Origin of the sequence: Neorhizobium phenanthreniclasticum (assembly GCF_040066075.1) — a bacterium.
Taxonomy (GTDB): Bacteria; Pseudomonadota; Alphaproteobacteria; order Rhizobiales; family Rhizobiaceae; genus Neorhizobium; species Neorhizobium petrolearium.
Genome location: NZ_JBEAAL010000004.1, coordinates 89,961 through 107,135 on the forward strand (window position 1 = coordinate 89,961; position 17,175 = coordinate 107,135).

The following is a 17,175-nucleotide window of genomic DNA, read 5'->3' on the forward strand; positions in this document are numbered from 1 at the left end:
TCGCTCCGCCCAAGCGCGACATCGAGGATGCTCGATGAAAGTTGGCATCTTCGCCCGGGAGTTCAACGGGTCGTGAAGGCCAGGTTCTTACAATATGCTTTCCATCCGCCAAAGGCGGTGATGTCGAGAGCATTCTTAAGCCCGAGCGGCTCGGCGAGGAAACCCTTGGCCGAGGTTCCATCCGACAGCGTCACTGTGCCGATACTCAGCGGGCCGGGGATGGCCGCAACGAACAGCCCGAAAGCCGCCGGCGTCAGCTTCCAGACTTCCACTTCGATCTCGCCGCCTTCGCCTTCCTCTACGCGGATCATGCCGGGTTTCGGCGGCGCGGTGTCCGCCAGTGCGTAGAGCCTGTAAGCTGCCGATGTCCGTGCGACGCGGGAGAATTTGCCATCGAGTTCGGTGAGTTGATGGTTTAGTGGCATGCCGGAAAGATGGGCGCCGATCACGACAATATCGATCAACTGGTTGTCTTCGGGTGCCGAGATGATTTCCGCCGCTGCGGGTAGCGGCCAGCCGGTAGCGCCGAGCGTCAAGCCGCTCGCCCGATGGAGATCGCGGGCGAGCGAGGCAGTCAGCCCGTCGCGGCCAGAGGGAGCCAGAAGCGTGACGCTGGCCGGCAGGCGGTCGGCGCGGGTGCCGGCCGGTACGGCGATGCCACACATATCGAGCAGGTTGACGAAGTTCGTATAGGTGCCGAGGCGGGAGTTCTCCCGGATCGGTTCCGCTTCCAGATCGGCAAGGGTGTAATGCGTCGGAGCAGTCGGAACACAGAAAAGATCGACCGAGGCGACCAGCGGTTCGATCTTCTTTTTAAGCTCCTGCAGGGCATAGAACCCATTGAAGGCGTCAGCCGCCGAGAGTGTCTTGGCGCCGCCGTAGATCTGGCGCGTCACCGGATGAAGGCTGGCCTCTTTCTCATCGAAGAACGGCCTGATTGCCGCATAACGCTCCGCCACCCAGGCGCCCTCATAAAGCAGGTTTGCAACCTTATAGAAGTCGCCGAACGATACTTCGACCAAATTGTGGCCGAGCCTCGCTAGTGTCGAAAGTGCGTCGAAATAGGCGGCCTCCATTACTGTATCGCCGAAGAATTGCAGGTCTGTCTTGGCCGGCACGCCGATCGTCAGCATTTGCGGTGTTGGGCCGTAGCCCGCGGCGGGGATGGATTTCGAGTAGGCGTCGGTCTCGTCATATTTCGATGCAACAGAGAAGGCCTTCCAGGCATCGTCCACCGTCAGTGCGAAGATCGAGACGCAATCCAGTGTACGGCAGGCGGGAATGACGCCGGTGGTGGAGAGTGCACCGACGCTTGGCTTCAAGCCGACGATGTTGTTGAGACCGGCGGGAATGCGGCCCGAACCGGCGGTATCCGTGCCAAGCGCGAAGCTGACGATGCCTTGGGCCGTCGCCACCGCCGAGCCGGAGGACGAGCCGCCGGGGACCAGGCCGGGATCGATGGCATTCTTCGGGATCGGGTAGGGCGAGCGGACGCCTACGAGGCCGGTGGCGAACTGGTCGAGATTGGTCTTGCCGATGACGAGCGCGCCCGCTTGCTTCAGCAGCCGGACGACGGTCGCATCCCTTTCCGGCAGATAGGCATAGTCGGGGCACGCAGCGGTGGTCGGCATGCCGGCGACGTCGATATTGTCCTTTACCGCGAAGGGGATGCCGAAGAGCGGTTTTCCCAGATCGAAACCGCCAAGTTTGGCCGCTTCCGCAAGGACCGCGTCCTTCTGCGCCAGATGGATGAATATGCCGGGATCGTTCACCTCCGCGATGCGGGCGAAGACACCCTCGACAATGTCGGTGACGCTGCCGCCATCCCTGTAGAACGCGTGCAGCGAGGCGATATCGAAAGCCGGTGTCGTTAGCGGGGGCATGCCATTTCCTCTTCGAGTATTTTCACGGGCCGGTCCCATTGGATCAGCACGACGCAGCCGGTATTGCTCCAGACGGAATGTTCGCTGCCTGGCGCGTTGACGATGTAGCTGCCGCGGCTGTAGTCACCGGCCTCGTCGGATTGCACGCCGTCGAGCACGAGGATGGTTTCGAGGCCCTCATGGCGATGGCGGGGAACGCCGGAGCCCGCCTCGTATTTCAAAAGCGCCACGCCGGGCTGGTCGCCCTCGAAAGAGCGAATCCAGTGGATGGTGACCTCGCCGCGGAAGGGCTCGAATTCCAAGTCTTTCCAGCCGCCTAGCGTCAGAAGTTCGCGAGTTGATTCAGGCATTGGTCATCCCCCTTGGCACGATCCCTTCCAGAATATCGTCCACATGGGCCGTCCAGCCGACGATCGCGCCTTGGGCGCGGATCATGGCGATGGCGGCCGCCTTGAACTCCGGAAAATAGCTCTCGGTCGCCTCTTCGGCGAGCAGGCATTCGTAACCGCGGTCGTTCGCCTCGCGCATCGTTGTCTGGACGCAGACTTCCGTCGTCACGCCGGCGAAGACGAGTTGGCGGATGCCCTTCGCTTTCAGCACTTCGCCGAATTCGGTGGCATAGAAGGCGCCCTTGCCGGGTTTTTCGATCACCACCTCGCCGTCGATTGGCGCAAGTTCCGACAGAATTTCGGTGCCTCGCTCGCCGGAGATCAAAATGCGGCCCATTGGGCCTTCGTCGCCGATCCGGAGCGAAGGGTTGCCGCGGTCCCGTTTTGCAGGCGGCAGATCGGAAAGGTCCGGCTTGTGGCACTCCATCGTGTGGATGACCGGCAGGTTGGCGGAGCGAAAACCCTCGATCAGGCGTTTCACGTCCGGCACAATCTTCATGATGCGGCTGACATCGTTGCCAAGGCTGGCGCCAAAGCCGCCGGGTTCTACGAAATCCCGCTGCATGTCGATGACGATCAGCGCCAGTGCTTCCGGTATCGCCGGGAAGGCGAAGGGTTCCGCCTTGATGTCGCCCATCAGTGATGCCCCGCCATATGTGCGCCGATGACGCCGACATCCGCCCCGCGGGCCGGCGTTTCGTAGACCAGTTTACCCTCCGAGATGACCATGATGCGGTCCGACATTTCGAGCAGTTCGTCGAGGTCTTCGGAAAGCAGCAGCACGGCCGTGCCGGAATTGCGGGCCTTCATGATGCGGGCACGGATCTCCGCCACGGCGGAAAAGTCGAGGCCGAAACAGGGATTGGAGACGATCAGAAGATCGACGTCGCCGGTCAGCTCGCGGGCAAGTACGGCGCGCTGCACATTGCCACCGGAAAGGGCAGCAATCGGCGACGACGACGAGGCCGTCTTCACCTTGAAATCCGAAATGAGCGCGGCCGCCCGCTTCTTCATTGCGCCCCTGGAAAGCCAGATCGCGTCCTTGCCATTCGGCTTGAGGTCAAAGGTGCGGAAGGCGAGGTTTTCGCTCACCGTCATTTTTGGCGCGCAGGCGTTCTGCAACGGCTCTTCCGGGATGAAACGAACGTTGTTCTTGCGGGTTTCCGAACGAGTGGCGCCATAGGTCTCACCGTTGACGGCGATGCGACCCGTATCGGTCGGCCGCTGCCCGGCAAGGATTTCCGTGAGCTCTTTCTGGCCATTCCCGGAAATGCCGGCTATGCCTACGATCTCGCCGGGGCGGACCGTCAGGTCCGCGATTTCGATCGTTTTCAGACCCGAGCGGTCCGGCGCCTTGACCTGGCTGACCTTCAATACTGGTTTTGCCGCTTCCGATACGGGGCGGCGGCTGTCGAGCTCGGCGAGCTTGACGTCGCCGATCATCATCGCCGCCATGTCGGCGGTGGAAAGCTCGCCGATCCTGCCGGTGCCGACCAGCTTGCCGCGCCTGAGGATCGAGACTGCGTCGGTGAATTTCGTCACCTCGTGGAACTTGTGGGAAATCATTAATACGGTCAGTTCGCCGCGCTCCGTCATGCCACGCACAAGCCCCAGCATCTCGTCGGCTTCCGCGGGTGTCAGCACCGAGGTCGGCTCATCGAGCACGAGGAGCGAGCGGCCGAGATAGAGCTGCTTGACGATTTCCAGCTTCTGCTTTTCGCCGGCGGCGAGTTCGCTCACCGGCCGATCGAGCGGGATCTTGAACGGCATGCGCTCCACGAAGGCCGCAAGATCCTTCCGCTCCTTTGCCCAATTGATGACGGCCGGTACCTCGGAGCGGCTGATGACGAGGTTTTCCGCGCCGGTCAGCGACGGGACCAACGTGAAATGCTGATAGACCATACCGAGTCCGTAGGTCGCGGCATCCTTAGGCGAGGCGATCGCCACTTCGCGGCCATCGACCGACAGCGAGCCTGAGGTTGCATGGTAGAAGCCCATAATGCATTTGACGAGCGTCGACTTGCCAGCGCCGTTTTCGCCGAGTAGCGCATGGAACGAACCGGCCGGCACGCTGATCGAGACATTGTCGAGCGCAGTGAACGAGCCGAAGCGCATGGTCATGCCAAGCGTTTCGACGCCGATCGCCTTGCCGGTCTGAGGGAGGGGCGTATCGCGGACGATATTGCTCATGGAAGCTGGCTCACCAAGATTTCGGAATTGGAGACGGAGCCGAAGACGCCGCCTTGCATCTTCACCATCTTGATGGCGGCGAGGTGGTTGCCGTAATCGGTCGCGCCGCAGCAGTCTTCGAGAAGCAGGCATTCGAAGCCGCGGTCGTTCGCCTCGCGCATCGTGGTCGAGACGCAGACGTCGGTGGTGATGCCGGTGAGGATGATGTTCTCGATGCGCTTCTGGTTGAGGATCAGCTCCAGATCTGTGGAGCAGAAGGAGCCCTTGCCGGGCTTGTCGATAATCGCCTCGCCCTCGATAGGATAGAGCTCGGGGATGATGTCCCAGCCGGGCTCGCCGCGGACCAGGATGCGCCCGCAGGGGCCGGGGTCGCCGATGCCGGCGCCGATGCGCTGCGAGCGCCAGCGTTTGTTCGCCGGCAGGTCGGCAAGATCCGGCCGGTGTCCCTCGCGGGTATGGATGATGTAGTAGCCCTTGGCCCGCATGGCAGAGAGGACTTGTTTGATCGGCTCGATCGGCGCCTGCACCAGCGACAGGTCGTAACCCATGTGGTCGACATAACCACCCTTGCCGCAGAAATCCGTCTGCATGTCGATGATGATGAGGGCGGTGTTTTGCGGTCTCAGATCGCCGTTATAGGGCCAGGCGTAAGGGTCGGCGTCGATAAAATGCCCTTTGGTCTCAACCATCGCGTCCATTATCTTTCTCCTATTCGCCAGCCAGCTTGAAGGTTTCGCCATAACGCCGCGCGGGTTTTTCGAAGCCGCAGGAAGTGCCGTCGGTCACCTTGACCTTGTCCTCCCAGGGCAGCCTGTATTTCCCGGCGATGAGGTCGTGCATGTAGCTGTAGGGCGCATCGCCCGCGCCGCCGGCGACGGCTACGTAGCCGCGATGGCCGAACTGGTAGATGTTGTTCTCGACACCCCAGCCGAGCCGCGCTTCGCGCACCAGATCAGGCCGTACCTCGGCAGTGATGATCTCGTTCACCCGGCCGGACGTGCCGTGGGCGATGATCGTGCCGTCGAAATTGCAGATCATGCCTTCGCCCATCGAATCGAACGTGCCGTCCGAACCGCACATGCAGACGCTTGCCGTCACCATCATATTGCAGAAGGCGTTGGACTGGTTGGTGAAGCGCCAAGCCTCGCGGATCGGCGCCGTATAACCGGCCGTGCGGATCATGATCTCGGCGCCCTTGTAGGCGCATTCGCGCGCCATTTCCGGGAACATGCCGTCATGGCAAATGATCAGCGCGAGCTTCGCGCCCTTCGGTCCGTCGATCATCGGAATGCCGAGATTGCCCGGCTCCCAGGGTTCGACCGGCACCCATGGGTGCATCTTGCGGTAATAGAGCTTCAGCTCGCCCTGATCGTCTATGACGATGCCGGAATTGTAGGGCATGCCGCCGGGGTTCAGTTCCATGATCGAGAAGCAGCCCCAGATGGCGTTATCCTTGCAGGCTCGTCTGAACGCAGCGACCTCCGGCCCGTCCAGCGTGCACATGATCTCCGGGTTGATATCCATGGAAAGGCCGTGCAGCGCGTATTCCGGGAAGACCACGAGATCCATGCCCGGCTGGTTGCGCCGCGCCTTGGCCACCAGATCGACGATCACCTGCGTCTGCTTCGCGACGTCCGCTTTGGTGACGGTGACCGGCAATTGGAGCTGCACGAGACCGATGCCGACGCCGTGTTCGGATTTGTTAAGACCGCCTAAGCCATTCATCGGAGAACTCCTCCTTTATTTCGTGAGCGACAGCGCACCCGGGGCACCGGCAAGCGACCGGTTGGGCGAAGAGGTGGCGATCAGGATGATGAGGGTCAGCACGTAAGGTGCTGCATAGAAGAGGTAATAGCCCTGCGTGACGCCGACCGATTGCAGCGCCGGACCGAGCGCGCCGGCGCCGCCGAAGAGCAAGGCCGCGAGGAAGCAGCCGATCGGGTTCCAGCGGGCGAAGATCACGAGCGCCACGGCCATCAACCCTTGGCCCGAGGAAATTCCTTCGTTCCAGGATCCGGGGTAATAGAGCGACAGATATGCCCCGCCGATTGCCGCCAGCGCGCCGCCGACGGCGGTGGCGAGCAGCCGCACCGTATCCGGATTGATGCCCATGGCACGGGCCGCATCGGTACTGTCACCGACGACGCACAAGGTCAGGCCGATGCGGGTGTTCCTGAAGGCCCAAAAGAGGAACACTGCCAGAGCCGCGCCGATAAAGAAGAGCACATTGATGTTGAGCGCTGCCTGCACCTGCGGAATACCGGACCAGCCGCCGAGCGGGATGGACGGAAGTTTCGGCGCTACCGGCTGGATGAACGGCTTGCCGAGGAAAAATGCCATGCCCAGGCCGAACTGCATCATGGCGATGCCGATCGCGATGTCATTGACCTTCGGGAACTTGCAGATCCAGCCGTGGATAAGGCCGAACCCCGCGCCCGCCGCCATCGCGGCCAAGATGCCAAGTGTCGGCGAGCCGGTCAGAACCGCGATCGCATAGGCCGTCATCGCCCCGAAGACCAGCGTGCCTTCGAGTCCGAGATTGATGCGGCCGGAGCGTTCGGTGATCGCCTCGCCAAGCGAGACGAAGATGAACGGGGTGGAGACGCGGATGGCGCCGGCGAAGATCGCCAGAGGCACGCCCCAGAAACCGATACCTGACTCTTCCATCATGCGCTCCTTTTCCAGAGGTCGGGATTGAAGATCTTGAAGCGGCCGTAGAAGGTCTCGCAGAAGAGGATGACGATGAAGAGCATGCCCTGCAGCACCAGCACCGTGGCATCGGGTAGGCCCATGCGCCGCTGGATGAGGCCGCCCGAGGCATCGATGCCGCCGAGCAGGATGGCGACCGGGATGATCGCCAGCGGATTGTGGCGGGCGAGGAAGGCAACGAGGATGCCGGTATAACCGTAGCCGGCCGCCAGCGACGCATTGGCGCTGCCCTGCACCGCAGCCACTTCCACCATCCCGGCAAGTCCGGCGAAACTGCCTGCTATGGCGGTAAAGCCCGTGATCAGCTTGCCGACCGGCAAGCCTTGAATCTGCGCGGCGCGGACATTGCCGCCGGCGATGCGGGCCGCGAAACCATAGCTCGTCGCCTCCATCAGGATCCAGGAGAGGATGCAGGCGAGGATGCCGATAATGAGGCCCCAATGGACGTCCATGCCGGGAATGTCGCCCATCATGTACTCGGCCGGCAGCGGCCTGGTGGAGGGCTTGTTGAGGCTTGCCGGGTCGCGCAGCGGCCCTTCGACGAACTGGTTCATCAGGGCGATTGCGATATAGGCCAAGAGCAACGAGGAGATCGTCTCGTTGACGCCGCGATAGTGGCGCAGGAAACCGGCGAGCCCGATCCAGAGCCCGCCGATCACCATGGCGGCAAGCCCCATGAAGACGAACAGCACGACCGGCGGAACGAGGCCGACCAACGGCATGGCTGCCGCTGCCGCAGCGACGCCGCCGAGCACCACCGCACCTTCACCGCCGATGATGATAAGGCCGAGGCGGGCGGGTAGGGCGACGCAGAGCGCCGTCAGAAGCAGGGGGGCGGCGCGTGAAAAACTGTTCTGGATCGAGAACCAGCTTCCAAAACCGCCCGTGTACATGAGTTGGAAGAGGGTGACCGGCGACTTGCCGATCACCAGGATGAAGATGGAAAAGAGCGCCAGGCCGATCAGGATCGCGACGAGCCCGATCGCCACAGGCTCCGCCCGTCGCGCAAGCCATTCGAGAAGGGGGCGGAGCGACGCGCCGCTTCCCGCCACTATGGATAGTCCCGGATCGTTTGCTTGAACCGTCATGGCGCTGCCCCCTTCACGTTACGTCAGCCCCACCCGCATCAAGACGTCGATCCGACAACGCCTTCAACCAGATAGGCCATGCTTTCGAGATCGATCGCGTCCTCGGCGTAAGCCTTGTCGGCGGTGATCACGACATTGCCCTTGTTGTCTTTGAGTGGCCCCTTGAAGACGGAGAGCTTTCCGGCCGTGGCTTCGGCGAGCGTCGCCTCGAACGTCTTGCGGGCCTCGGCGGAAACGGCCGGACCAAGCGGGCTCATCTTGACGAAACCGTCCTTCAGGCCGCCGCGGACGAAATTGCCGAGCTTGCCGCCGCTCTGGGCCGCCTTGATGAAATTCGTGTAGACACTGCCCCAGGCCCATTCGGCGCCAGTCAGGTACTTGTCCTTTGCGAGGGGACTTTGGTCGGCGTGATAACCGCAGACGAATGCGCCGCGGCCGGCGGCGGTCTCGACCACGACCTTCGGACTGTCCACATGGCAGGTAATGACGTCGGCGCCCTGGTCTATCAGCGCGTTGGTGGCTTCCGCTTCCTTGACGGCGAGCGACCATTCACCGGTGAAGATCACCTGGCAGGTGATGGTCGGATCGACGGAGCGGGCGCCGAGGAGGAAAGCGTTGATGTTCTGCAGCACCTGCGGGATGGGCTTGGCGGCGACGAAGCCTATCTTCTTGCTCTTCGAGGCATAGCCGGCAGTGATGCCGTTCAGGTACTGGCCCTGATGGATATAGCCGAAATAGGAGCCGGTATTGGCCGGATGTTTGCCTTCCTGCCACAGCCCGCCGCAATGGCGGAATTCCACATCCGGGTATTTTGCTGCCATGGCCAGCATGTGGGGATCGAAGTAACCGAAGGAAGTCGGGAAGAGCAGGGCGGCACCATCGAGATTGATCATCGACTCCATCGTCTTCTGAACGTCGACGGTCTCGGGGACGTTTTCTTCTTCGACCAGGGTAATGCCCGGCATGGCCTTGATGACGGCAGCACCTTCGGCATGCGCCTGGTTATAGCCGTAGTCGTCCTTCGGCCCGACATAGATGAAGCCGATGGTGAGCGCTGTCTGGGCGGCCACAGGCGAGCCGGCCAGGCCTGGCACGATGCCGGCCAGCGCGCCGGCGGCGGAAGTTTGGAGAAAATTGCGGCGATTCATGGAAAGGAGTTTGGTCATCGGGAATCTCCTTGCGGCGTGTGGCCGGGTTTGAACGGGTGCCAAAAAGTGCATGCAATGTGTGTGCCAAAATTCAAGCTGTTGTTATTACTTAAAGAAATTTCACGCCAGTTCACGCTTTCTAGAAAAGTGCATACAGATTGATCGCAATATCGATTAATAAGTAATCAATGCTTATTGTTTGATCTGAATGCTGACCTTCAAGTGATATTTCAATTGCCAGAGGGTGGAAGTGCGTGATTAGAAAATGAAAAATTGCCAGTGACTTCTGGACGGAATTTGACTTGTCAGGTGCAGAAGGTCATCTGTATGCAGAACGTCGAAGCGAGCAGAGAGTAGCGTGAGCCAGATCAGACGCAGGGAAGTCACCCGAACCGGAACCACCGTCGAGCAAATGGTGCGGGCGATCGCCGACATGATCGTCACCGGTGCAGTGCTGCCGGGCGAGAAGCTCGACGAGGTTTCACTTGCTGCCCGGTTCGAGGTGTCCCGGACACCCGTGCGGGAAGCCCTGCGAGAACTTGGGGTGATGGGCTTGGTGGCCCGCGAACCCAACCGCAGCGCCGTTGTCACCAACGTCACCGAGGCCCATCTGCATTCGATGTTCGAGGCGATGGCTGAGCTCGAAGCGGTCTGCGCAAGGCTCTCGGCTGAGCGGATGACCGTCGATGAAAGGCGAGCACTGGAGCTTGATCACCGGGCATCCATAAAGCTGGTACATACCGGCGCGGAAGAGGATTATTCGGCGCACAACACAGAGTTCCATACGCGACTCTATCGTGGTGCGCACAATGAGCATGTTTTCGAGCTGGTGACGCAGACCCGTGCCCGGCTGGCGCCGTTCCGCCGGGCGCAATTTCGTCTGCCGGGACGCCTTGCAAGGTCTTATGAAGAGCACGACGCGATCGTCACCGCGATCATGCGAGCGGACGGCGCGGCCGCGGGCCAGACGGCCTATTCGCATGTTGCCATCGTCAGCGATGCCAGCACGGTGTTCGCGGTTGCGAAGACAGGCAATCGGAAGGTGTGATAGTGCACGAGATTGGCAAAGACCGGCGCGCCGGTGGGGCCGTGGCCAAGCCGCGGATTAGATTTTCCGTGAAGGCATAGCCAAAAGAAAACTCCGTATATCCAACCGTGATAACAGCCCACACCGCCGCTTCAGTTTATCGCACCTGCCGCCCCCCCCCGACTCACCCGCTATGTACAAACTCTGTGCACGAACTACCCTTACGACCAATCAAATGAACAAAACTTGACATTACCCCAAGCGTCGCGGCTTTATGTGCAAAATTCTGGACGTGAGAAGGCCTCGTGTCCACTCAAATGAACAAAGCAGGTAATAACCGTGCCCCGTCAGAGAAGCTACTCCAGAGTTACGCACCAGGCACTCGCCATGCTGGGCAAGCTGATCCGCGTCGGCCGGGCCGAGCGCAGCCTGACCGCGCAGGAATTGGCGGACCGCGCCGGCATCAGCCGCACAACGCTCTCCAGCATCGAAAAAGGCGCGCCGGGGCCTGAGATCGGTCTGGTCTTCGAAGTCGCTTCCCTCGTGGGAGTGCGCCTGTTCGACTATGACGAGCGCACGCTCCAGTTGCGCAATGCGCGCCTGGATGAAAAACTGACCCTGCTGCCCAAGAGTGTCCGCCATACGGTGAAGGAGGTCGATGATGACTTCTAGGGCGGATGCCACAGAAGCCTTTGTCTGGATGTGGCTGCCGGGGGTGGACGGAGACAGCGGTTCTTTCGGATCGAACGGATTTTTGAAAGAATTTTGAGGCTCTGATTCCCTAACGTTCTTTAGGATGTCGCCGAATCCTGAACGTTTTTTCAGTCTTGCTGCGAAATCTGAAAGAATTTTAAAGTCGCTGAACGTTTTTTTGAGGACTTGAGATGGCGGATTTCCAAGTTGGACAGCTTTGGCTCGTTGAGAACTTGCACGTTCCTCCTCCGTCGGTGACCTCCTACGCGGGCCGGGAGCGCGACGCACGACGATGGCCGAACGATCGAGAAATACAGTACTCCACATACGCGCCCGCAGATACAATCGCGGGCCACCTCAAGTTTGCCTAGAAAAATGAGCCCATCGATAGTGCAGTGATGGCCGCCGCCAGGCGGGCGATCGGCCCCGCTGTTATCGAGGACATGGACCACGCTGAACCCACGGGGGCCTTCTCCCGTCGTGCGAGGTTCCTATACGAGTTCTTCACCGGGGAAATCTTGGATCTGCCAGACGCACCGGTCGTGCAACATACTAAAGCCCTTGATCCCGACTTGAACGTGGGATCCGTTGGTGTCAACTCGGCTCGTCACCGTGTAACGAACAACATGCTAGATGGGGTAACGGGCTGATCCCCCACCCGGCAGTATTTGAGATGCTGGTGGTCATCCCTCACAATGATGGTGTCGCGGAGTCAGGATAGGCCTGCTCCAAGCATCAAGGCGAGATGACCGTGAAGCACTATGCCGGTATTGATGTATCATGGGAATACTCCAGTGTTTGTGTTGTTGATGGCGTCGGGAAGCAGCACCTCGGTGACTGCGTATCGTTAGATTGGTCGGCCGGTCCTCACCGACCCCATAGAGCAGCGGCCTCCATGCCGACTGCGGACAGAAGCAAGTGACCGGCGAGGGATGAAGCTCAAAAGGGATTGACTCGGGAAGGCCCGTTACAGAAGCCCGTCTTATTCACGACGTTGAGTAGGTTTTGGGCAGGAAGGTTTGGACGTGGGGCGCCGTTGCCTCTGTTTCGCCGCGGGGCATCGGCGCCCCGGCCTGTTGACTATTAGCGCGGCGATCTGGGGGGAAGTGATCCGGATTGACGAGGATCGGATCAAGGGCCATCTGGGCGAGATGGTGAGGGCACGGTCGAAGAAGCGCTGAATGCGATGTTCGACGCGGAGGCGGGCCGATTGTGCGGCGCTGGTCGCTATGAACGCAGCGATGGCCGTCAAGATACGCGTGCAGGTAGCTATGAGCGAGCGCTGCACACGACGGCTGGCGAAGGGAAGCTGAAGGTTCCGAAGCTGCGGCGACAGACGTTCGAGACAGTGATCATCGAGCGCTATCGAAGACGCGAGAGCTAGGTCGAGGAAGCATTGATCGAGATGTATTTAGCGGGTGTCTCTGTCCGCCGTGCGGAGGATATCATCGAGGCGCTTTGGGGCACGCGCGTCAGCCCCGGAACGGCGTCGAACCTCAAAGAAGATCTATGCCAAGATCGAGGAATGGCGGAAACGGCCGATCGATGGCGCTTATCCCCATCTTTATCTCGACGGGATCGTGATGAAGCGGACCTGGGCTGGGGAGGTCCGCCTCGCAATCAATAGCGGCATCGTCGCAGGGGGGGGCGTTTTTTGAGGGTTTCGCCAATTCTTGAATGTTTTTTTAGCGCGCTGAACGTTTTTTGAGACTTGCGCCAAAAGCTGAAAGAATTTTAAGTTCGCTGAAAGTTTTTTGAGGATTTGTGATGGTGGACGTCCCTGTCGGGCAGCTTTGGCTGATTGAAAACTTGCACTTGCGCGTGCCTCCCCCAGCAGTGACTTCCTACTGCGGGCCGGGTGCAAGGCGCACAACGACCGGAAATGGCCGGACCATCGAGAAATACAGTACTCCGTATGCGCCTGAAGATACAACCGCCGGACACCTGAAATTCGCACTGAAAAACGAGCCTGTCGATAGCGCTGTGATGGCGGCGGCCATGAAGGCGATCGATCCCGGTGTCATCAAGGACATGGTTCGCGCCGAGCCCAACGGAGCGTTCTCCCGCCGTGCGTGGTTTCTGTACGAATTCTTCACGCGCGAAACTCTCGATCTCCCTGATGCTCCGGTGGTGCAGTACACCAAAGCCCTCAACCCCGAACTTAATGTCGGCTCTGTCGGTGTCAACTCGGTTCGCCACCGTGTAACGAACAACATGCTTGGTGTCCCGGGATTTTGCGTTACCGTCCGCCCGACACCCGCGATCAGAGGGTTTCAAGCCGAAGGTATCGATGAACAGGCGAGAGAGCTGGTTCAGGACTGTGATCCGACGGTCCTGGCCCGCGCGGTGAATTACCTCTACACCAAGGAAACCAAGTCTTCATTCGAGATCGAGCGCGAACGCGCGACAGGCCAGAAGGCGGAGCGCTTCATAAACGCGCTGCGGAAGACGGCATCCTTTAACCCTGCTAGTGATCAAGACCTCGTTGACCTTCAGAACCAGATTGTTGATCCGCGATATGCTGCCAAGGGATTTCGCGACTTCCAGAACTTCGTCGGCGAAACGATCGGATATCGCGAGAAGGTACACTTCGTCTGCCCCCGTCCTCAGGATCTCCCGTCTCTAATGAAAGATTGGGCATCGATGTCCGAGCGGCTGCAGGGTTGCGACGACGCGGTGGCGGCGGCGGCGGCAATCTCCTTTTCCTTTGTATTCCTGCACCCGTTCGAAGACGGGAACGGGCGCATCCACCGATTCCTGATCCATCACGTATTGTCGAGAGAAGGGTTCACTCCGCACGACGTCCTGTTCCCGATATCGGCCGCAATCGTCCGCGACCAGAAATTATATGACGCAGCCTTGGAGTCGTTCTCCAGGCCGACAATGGATTTTATCGACTGGGAAATGAACCGTGCGCAGCAGGTCGTGGTGACGAACGACACATCGGCCCTTTATAGGTACTTCGACGCAACGGAGCTTGTCGAATATCTCTACGCGAAGATCTCCGAGACGATCCGGATCGACTTCAAGGAGGAGCTCGATTTCATGGCTGTTTACGACACGGCGTATAACGCGGTGAGGGAAGTTATCGATATGCCGGATAGACGGGCTTCCATGTTCGTCAATTTCTACATGCAGAACCATGGCTCGATCTCGAAGCGAAAGCGAGCCATGTTCGATGAACTTTCGGATGAGGACATCGAGGATCTCGAAGCCGCGATCCGAGAAGCCTTAAGCCCCGAACCCGCGGACAATGGCGATGATGAGCGGGAGGTGCCGTCGCCGAAGAACGGCTTATAGCGTGGCGACCCAGCATTGAAAGGTCCTTGACGACGGCATCTATGTTCTGCATTCGTTTGCACTCATGTTCACCGGCCTTTATCGACCAAAAACAGTAAAATGCTCGTAATCGAGCCTCATTCATGAAATTCCTCGGGTAGTCCCAAAGGAGCTTAACGAACGTTAGAGTTCCCCCGGCTCTGCCGGGGTGGCAGTAGAAGTTTGAGCATTGGGAGAAAGGCGGCTTTAGAGTGCTATAGCGTAGACGTAGTGCTCATCATCATCTGGCGTGGCCCGCCAGATCCGCCGATTGCGCGCTATGACGCGATACTCTGCGCAATAGACGCATATTCCCGCCGATTGCCGCATCGCGCGTCAAGGCGCTTGTGCTCATTTCAAATCTCGCGGTTGAGACAGAAGAACGAGAGCGCAGCGCCGATAAACAGCAGGACCACCGCGACGATGAGCGAGAGATGCATGCCGTGCATGAACGCGGCGGGCGCCGTGTCTCGCACGAAATACCCGCACGTCGCGACGCCGAGCATGCCGCCCACTTGCCGCGCCGAGTTGAGAACACCCGACGCGATGCCAGCCCGTGATGGATCGACTGAGGAGAGAGTCACATTCGTCATCGTCGGCACCATCAGCGCGATGCCGCTCGCCGCCATCAGCATCGGCATGGCCAGTTGCCAATAGGAGCCGCCGACACTGACCGGGATCAGCAGAAGATATCCAGTCGCTGCCAGAAGGAGGCCGAACACCATGAGCCGGCGCGCTCCAAGGCGCGTGATCAATCGGCCTGCGATGACGTTCATGACCATGAGGACAATGGTCATCGGCAGGAAGGCGATGCCGGTTTCCTGCGGTGAAAGATGCTGCTCCAGTTGGAAGAACAGGCTAAAGACGAAGATCAGGCCGTAATAGGCGAAGTTGACGAGGACGCCGGTAATCGAGGCGATCGAGAAGTCGGGACTGGAAAAGAACGACAACGGCAGCATCGGTGCGTGGCTTCGCGCCTCGATCAGGATGAAGCCTATTGCGGTGAGGACGGCCACGAGAAGGGCCACCAGAATCCGTGGATGCGTCCAGCCGAGATGCGCCGCGTCCGTCAGCGCCGTTGCCAGCGATGCGAGCGCGATGATGGCGGCTGCCTGCCCAGGCATATCGAGCGACCGACCCTCGTTTCTGGGACTGGCTGAGGAATAGCGCAGGATCAGGACTAGGCCGAACAGCCCGACCGGAATGTTGATCAGGAAAACGCTGCGCCAGCCCATATGCGTCACCAGAAAACCACCGACCACGGGACCGGCCGCCAGTGCAATGCCGCCTGCGGCTCCCCACCAGCCGACCGCGCGGTTCCGCTGTTCCTTGTCGGGAAAAGCCTGCTGGAGCAGTGACAACGAGTTCGGAACCAGCAGCGCAGCGCCGACGCCTTGCGCCAGCCGCGCCACAATCAGCGTCACCAGCGTCGGCGCCAGACCGCAAGCAAGCGAAGCGAGCGTGAAAACAACGAAGCCGGTGATGAAGATTGCCCGCGCCCCAAAGCGGTCTCCCAGGGCTCCGGCCATGAGCAGCAGGGCGGCAAAGATGAGCGTGTAGGCGTTGACGACCCATTGGAGGCCGGCGACATCGGTGGAGAAGCCGGTGCGCAAGGCGTCGAGTGCGACGTTGACGACACTGACGTCGAGAAGAACGACCACGAAACCAAGCGCGGCGGCAGCAAGCGTGATGCGTGGGTGTAGGGGGGAAGAGACAGTCATCGAGACAACCTTACAAAGGTAATTTGTCTCGAAACTACGCCGATGATTTCTGTGCGAAAATTCGGTATATATGCCAGTGCACCTGGAGAAATCGCACCGATGGCCGATTGGGAAAATCTTCGTCATTTCATGGCAGTGGGGCGCAACGGCACCCTGTCCGGCGCGGCGCGTGCCTTGAAGGTGGACCACGCCACGGTGAGCCGCCGGCTGGCGGCGCTCGAAGCCGAACTCGATGTGATGCTGGTCGACCGCCTGCCGCGATCCTGTCGTTTGACGGCGATTGGCCAGCAGGTTTTCGATCAGGCCGTCACGATGGAAAGTGCGGCGGACGGCGTTGCCAGGATTGCCCAGGCTGCGCATACACCGCTTATCGGCAAGGTCACGCTCAGTGCTCCGCCGGTGCTGGTGGCGCATCTACTGGCGCAGTATCTTGCGGACTTTCGATATCTCTATCCAGATGTCCGTCTTTCTCTCGCTGCGCAGGCGCAGCAGGTGTCGCTCAGCCGCAGGGAAGCGGATGTGGCGATACGGCTGGTGCGGCCCGAGGAGACCGGCAGTTTCGCGCGAAAAGTCGGGACGATGGCATTCGGTCTCTACGCGCGCCGGGACTATGCGCATCGAGAGGCGCCTGATCGATGGCAGTTCATCGCTTACGACGAGAGCTTTGCCGACATGCCGCAGCAGAAATGGCTGCTCGGCATTGCCGGCGCACGGCCGGTTGCGTGCGAGTTGAGCGACATCAGCGGGCATCTTATCGCGGCGCGGGCGGGCGCAGGTGTCGCGGGACTGCCCTGCTTCTTGGGCGACGCCGACCCGGACCTGATGCAGGTCGGAGAGGACGTTCCACCCTTTTCCAGGGAGATCTGGCTTATGGTCCATCGGGACCTGCGCAGGATGTCTTCCGTCCGTGCTGTGATGGATTTTGTCGTCGCGCTCATTACCCAGCATGGCGGCTTTTCTGCGTGATGAGGACGCCGGGGTAACAGAGGTATCAAAATGCGACATTAGA

Annotated in this window: 14 protein-coding genes and 1 pseudogene; 5 read left to right on the forward strand and 10 right to left on the reverse strand. The window is 60.4% G+C overall.

Annotated elements, in window-relative coordinates:
* Positions 1-62: 62 nt before the first annotated feature.
* From atzF to ABK249_RS08550, 9 genes are read right to left on the reverse strand one after another with little or no spacing between them, the layout of a single operon-like run.
* Positions 63-1,883, reverse strand: coding sequence for an allophanate hydrolase (atzF, locus tag ABK249_RS08510; protein ID WP_348862578.1), 1,821 nt, complete (start codon positions 1,881-1,883; stop codon positions 63-65).
* Positions 1,871-2,233 (reverse strand): cupin domain-containing protein, encoded by a 363-nt coding sequence (locus ABK249_RS08515; protein ID WP_348862580.1) that lies wholly within the window; start codon positions 2,231-2,233, stop codon positions 1,871-1,873. Before ABK249_RS08515 ends, atzF begins: the two co-directional genes overlap by 13 nt.
* The gene (locus ABK249_RS08520) at positions 2,226-2,909 is read right to left on the reverse strand and encodes a cysteine hydrolase family protein (RefSeq protein WP_348862581.1); all 684 of its coding nucleotides are present in this window, start codon (positions 2,907-2,909) and stop codon (positions 2,226-2,228) included. The genes ABK249_RS08515 and ABK249_RS08520 overlap by 8 nt, the downstream gene beginning before the upstream one ends.
* Positions 2,909-4,462, reverse strand: coding sequence for an ABC transporter ATP-binding protein (locus ABK249_RS08525; protein ID WP_348862582.1), 1,554 nt, complete (start codon positions 4,460-4,462; stop codon positions 2,909-2,911). The genes ABK249_RS08520 and ABK249_RS08525 overlap by 1 nt, the downstream gene beginning before the upstream one ends.
* Positions 4,459-5,160 carry a biuret amidohydrolase gene (gene biuH / locus ABK249_RS08530; protein ID WP_348862583.1) on the reverse strand — a complete coding sequence of 234 codons (702 nt, stop codon included), beginning with the start codon at positions 5,158-5,160 and terminating at the stop codon, positions 4,459-4,461. Before biuH ends, ABK249_RS08525 begins: the two co-directional genes overlap by 4 nt.
* Before the next feature lie 10 nt (positions 5,161-5,170).
* Entirely contained in the window at positions 5,171-6,187 is a 1,017-nt protein-coding gene (locus ABK249_RS08535) for a formamidase (protein WP_348862584.1), read from the reverse strand.
* A gap of 15 nt (positions 6,188-6,202) precedes the next feature.
* Positions 6,203-7,129 (reverse strand): ABC transporter permease, encoded by a 927-nt coding sequence (locus tag ABK249_RS08540; protein WP_037148765.1) that lies wholly within the window; start codon positions 7,127-7,129, stop codon positions 6,203-6,205.
* On the reverse strand, positions 7,129-8,259 hold the full coding sequence (locus ABK249_RS08545; protein WP_348862585.1) for an ABC transporter permease: 1,131 nt from the start codon (positions 8,257-8,259) through the stop codon (positions 7,129-7,131). The genes ABK249_RS08540 and ABK249_RS08545 overlap by 1 nt, the downstream gene beginning before the upstream one ends.
* 38 nt (positions 8,260-8,297) lie before the next feature.
* The gene (locus ABK249_RS08550; RefSeq protein ID WP_037148290.1) at positions 8,298-9,425 is read right to left on the reverse strand and encodes a BMP family ABC transporter substrate-binding protein; all 1,128 of its coding nucleotides are present in this window, start codon (positions 9,423-9,425) and stop codon (positions 8,298-8,300) included.
* Positions 9,426-9,765: 340 nt separating this feature from the next.
* On the opposite strand from ABK249_RS08550, the gene ABK249_RS08555 reads away from it, so the two are divergent.
* The 4 genes and pseudogenes from ABK249_RS08555 to ABK249_RS08570 all read left to right on the forward strand — a co-directional run bounded on the left by ABK249_RS08555 (position 9,766) and on the right by ABK249_RS08570 (position 14,427).
* A complete protein-coding gene (locus ABK249_RS08555) occupies positions 9,766-10,455 on the forward strand; it encodes a GntR family transcriptional regulator (RefSeq protein ID WP_348862586.1) in 690 nt (229 codons plus the stop codon).
* A gap of 366 nt (positions 10,456-10,821) precedes the next feature.
* The gene (locus ABK249_RS08560; protein ID WP_037148286.1) at positions 10,822-11,106 is read left to right on the forward strand and encodes a helix-turn-helix transcriptional regulator; all 285 of its coding nucleotides are present in this window, start codon (positions 10,822-10,824) and stop codon (positions 11,104-11,106) included.
* A 1,172-nt stretch (positions 11,107-12,278) separates the two neighbouring features.
* Positions 12,279-12,734, forward strand: a pseudogene (locus tag ABK249_RS08565) (transposase); the annotation flags it as partial.
* Between the two features lie 160 nt (positions 12,735-12,894).
* Positions 12,895-14,427, forward strand: a complete 1,533-nt coding sequence (locus ABK249_RS08570) for a Fic family protein (RefSeq protein WP_348862587.1) — start codon at positions 12,895-12,897, stop codon at positions 14,425-14,427.
* Between the two features lie 374 nt (positions 14,428-14,801).
* Here ABK249_RS08570 and ABK249_RS08575 read toward each other — a convergent pair whose 3' ends face one another.
* Positions 14,802-16,166: an MFS transporter gene (locus ABK249_RS08575; RefSeq protein WP_348862588.1), complete on the reverse strand. Its 1,365-nt coding sequence runs from the start codon at positions 16,164-16,166 to the stop codon at positions 14,802-14,804.
* A 99-nt stretch (positions 16,167-16,265) separates the two neighbouring features.
* Here ABK249_RS08575 and ABK249_RS08580 point away from each other — a divergent pair, with 99 nt between their 5' ends.
* Complete coding sequence (locus ABK249_RS08580; protein WP_037148280.1) at positions 16,266-17,132, forward strand: LysR family transcriptional regulator; 867 nt, start codon at positions 16,266-16,268, stop codon at positions 17,130-17,132.
* The last annotated feature ends 43 nt before the right edge of the window (positions 17,133-17,175 follow it).

Excerpts from the sequence above, each read along its gene's own strand:
- atzF (WP_348862578.1), bottom strand. The coding sequence starts at position 1,883 with ATGCCCCCGCTAACGACACCGGCTTTCGATATCGCCTCGCTGCACGCG.
- ABK249_RS08515 (WP_348862580.1), bottom strand. The coding sequence starts at position 2,233 with ATGCCTGAATCAACTCGCGAACTTCTGACGCTAGGCGGCTGGAAAGAC.
- ABK249_RS08520 (WP_348862581.1), bottom strand. The coding sequence starts at position 2,909 with ATGGGCGACATCAAGGCGGAACCCTTCGCCTTCCCGGCGATACCGGAA.
- ABK249_RS08525 (WP_348862582.1), bottom strand. The coding sequence starts at position 4,462 with ATGAGCAATATCGTCCGCGATACGCCCCTCCCTCAGACCGGCAAGGCG.
- biuH (WP_348862583.1), bottom strand. The coding sequence starts at position 5,160 with ATGGACGCGATGGTTGAGACCAAAGGGCATTTTATCGACGCCGACCCT.
- ABK249_RS08535 (WP_348862584.1), bottom strand. The coding sequence starts at position 6,187 with ATGAATGGCTTAGGCGGTCTTAACAAATCCGAACACGGCGTCGGCATC.
- ABK249_RS08540 (WP_037148765.1), bottom strand. The coding sequence starts at position 7,129 with ATGGAAGAGTCAGGTATCGGTTTCTGGGGCGTGCCTCTGGCGATCTTC.
- ABK249_RS08545 (WP_348862585.1), bottom strand. The coding sequence starts at position 8,259 with ATGACGGTTCAAGCAAACGATCCGGGACTATCCATAGTGGCGGGAAGC.
- ABK249_RS08550 (WP_037148290.1), bottom strand. The coding sequence starts at position 9,425 with ATGACCAAACTCCTTTCCATGAATCGCCGCAATTTTCTCCAAACTTCC.
- ABK249_RS08560 (WP_037148286.1), top strand. The coding sequence starts at position 10,822 with ATGCTGGGCAAGCTGATCCGCGTCGGCCGGGCCGAGCGCAGCCTGACC.
- ABK249_RS08570 (WP_348862587.1), top strand. The coding sequence starts at position 12,895 with ATGGTGGACGTCCCTGTCGGGCAGCTTTGGCTGATTGAAAACTTGCAC.
- ABK249_RS08575 (WP_348862588.1), bottom strand. The coding sequence starts at position 16,166 with ATGACTGTCTCTTCCCCCCTACACCCACGCATCACGCTTGCTGCCGCC.
- ABK249_RS08580 (WP_037148280.1), top strand. The coding sequence starts at position 16,266 with ATGGCCGATTGGGAAAATCTTCGTCATTTCATGGCAGTGGGGCGCAAC.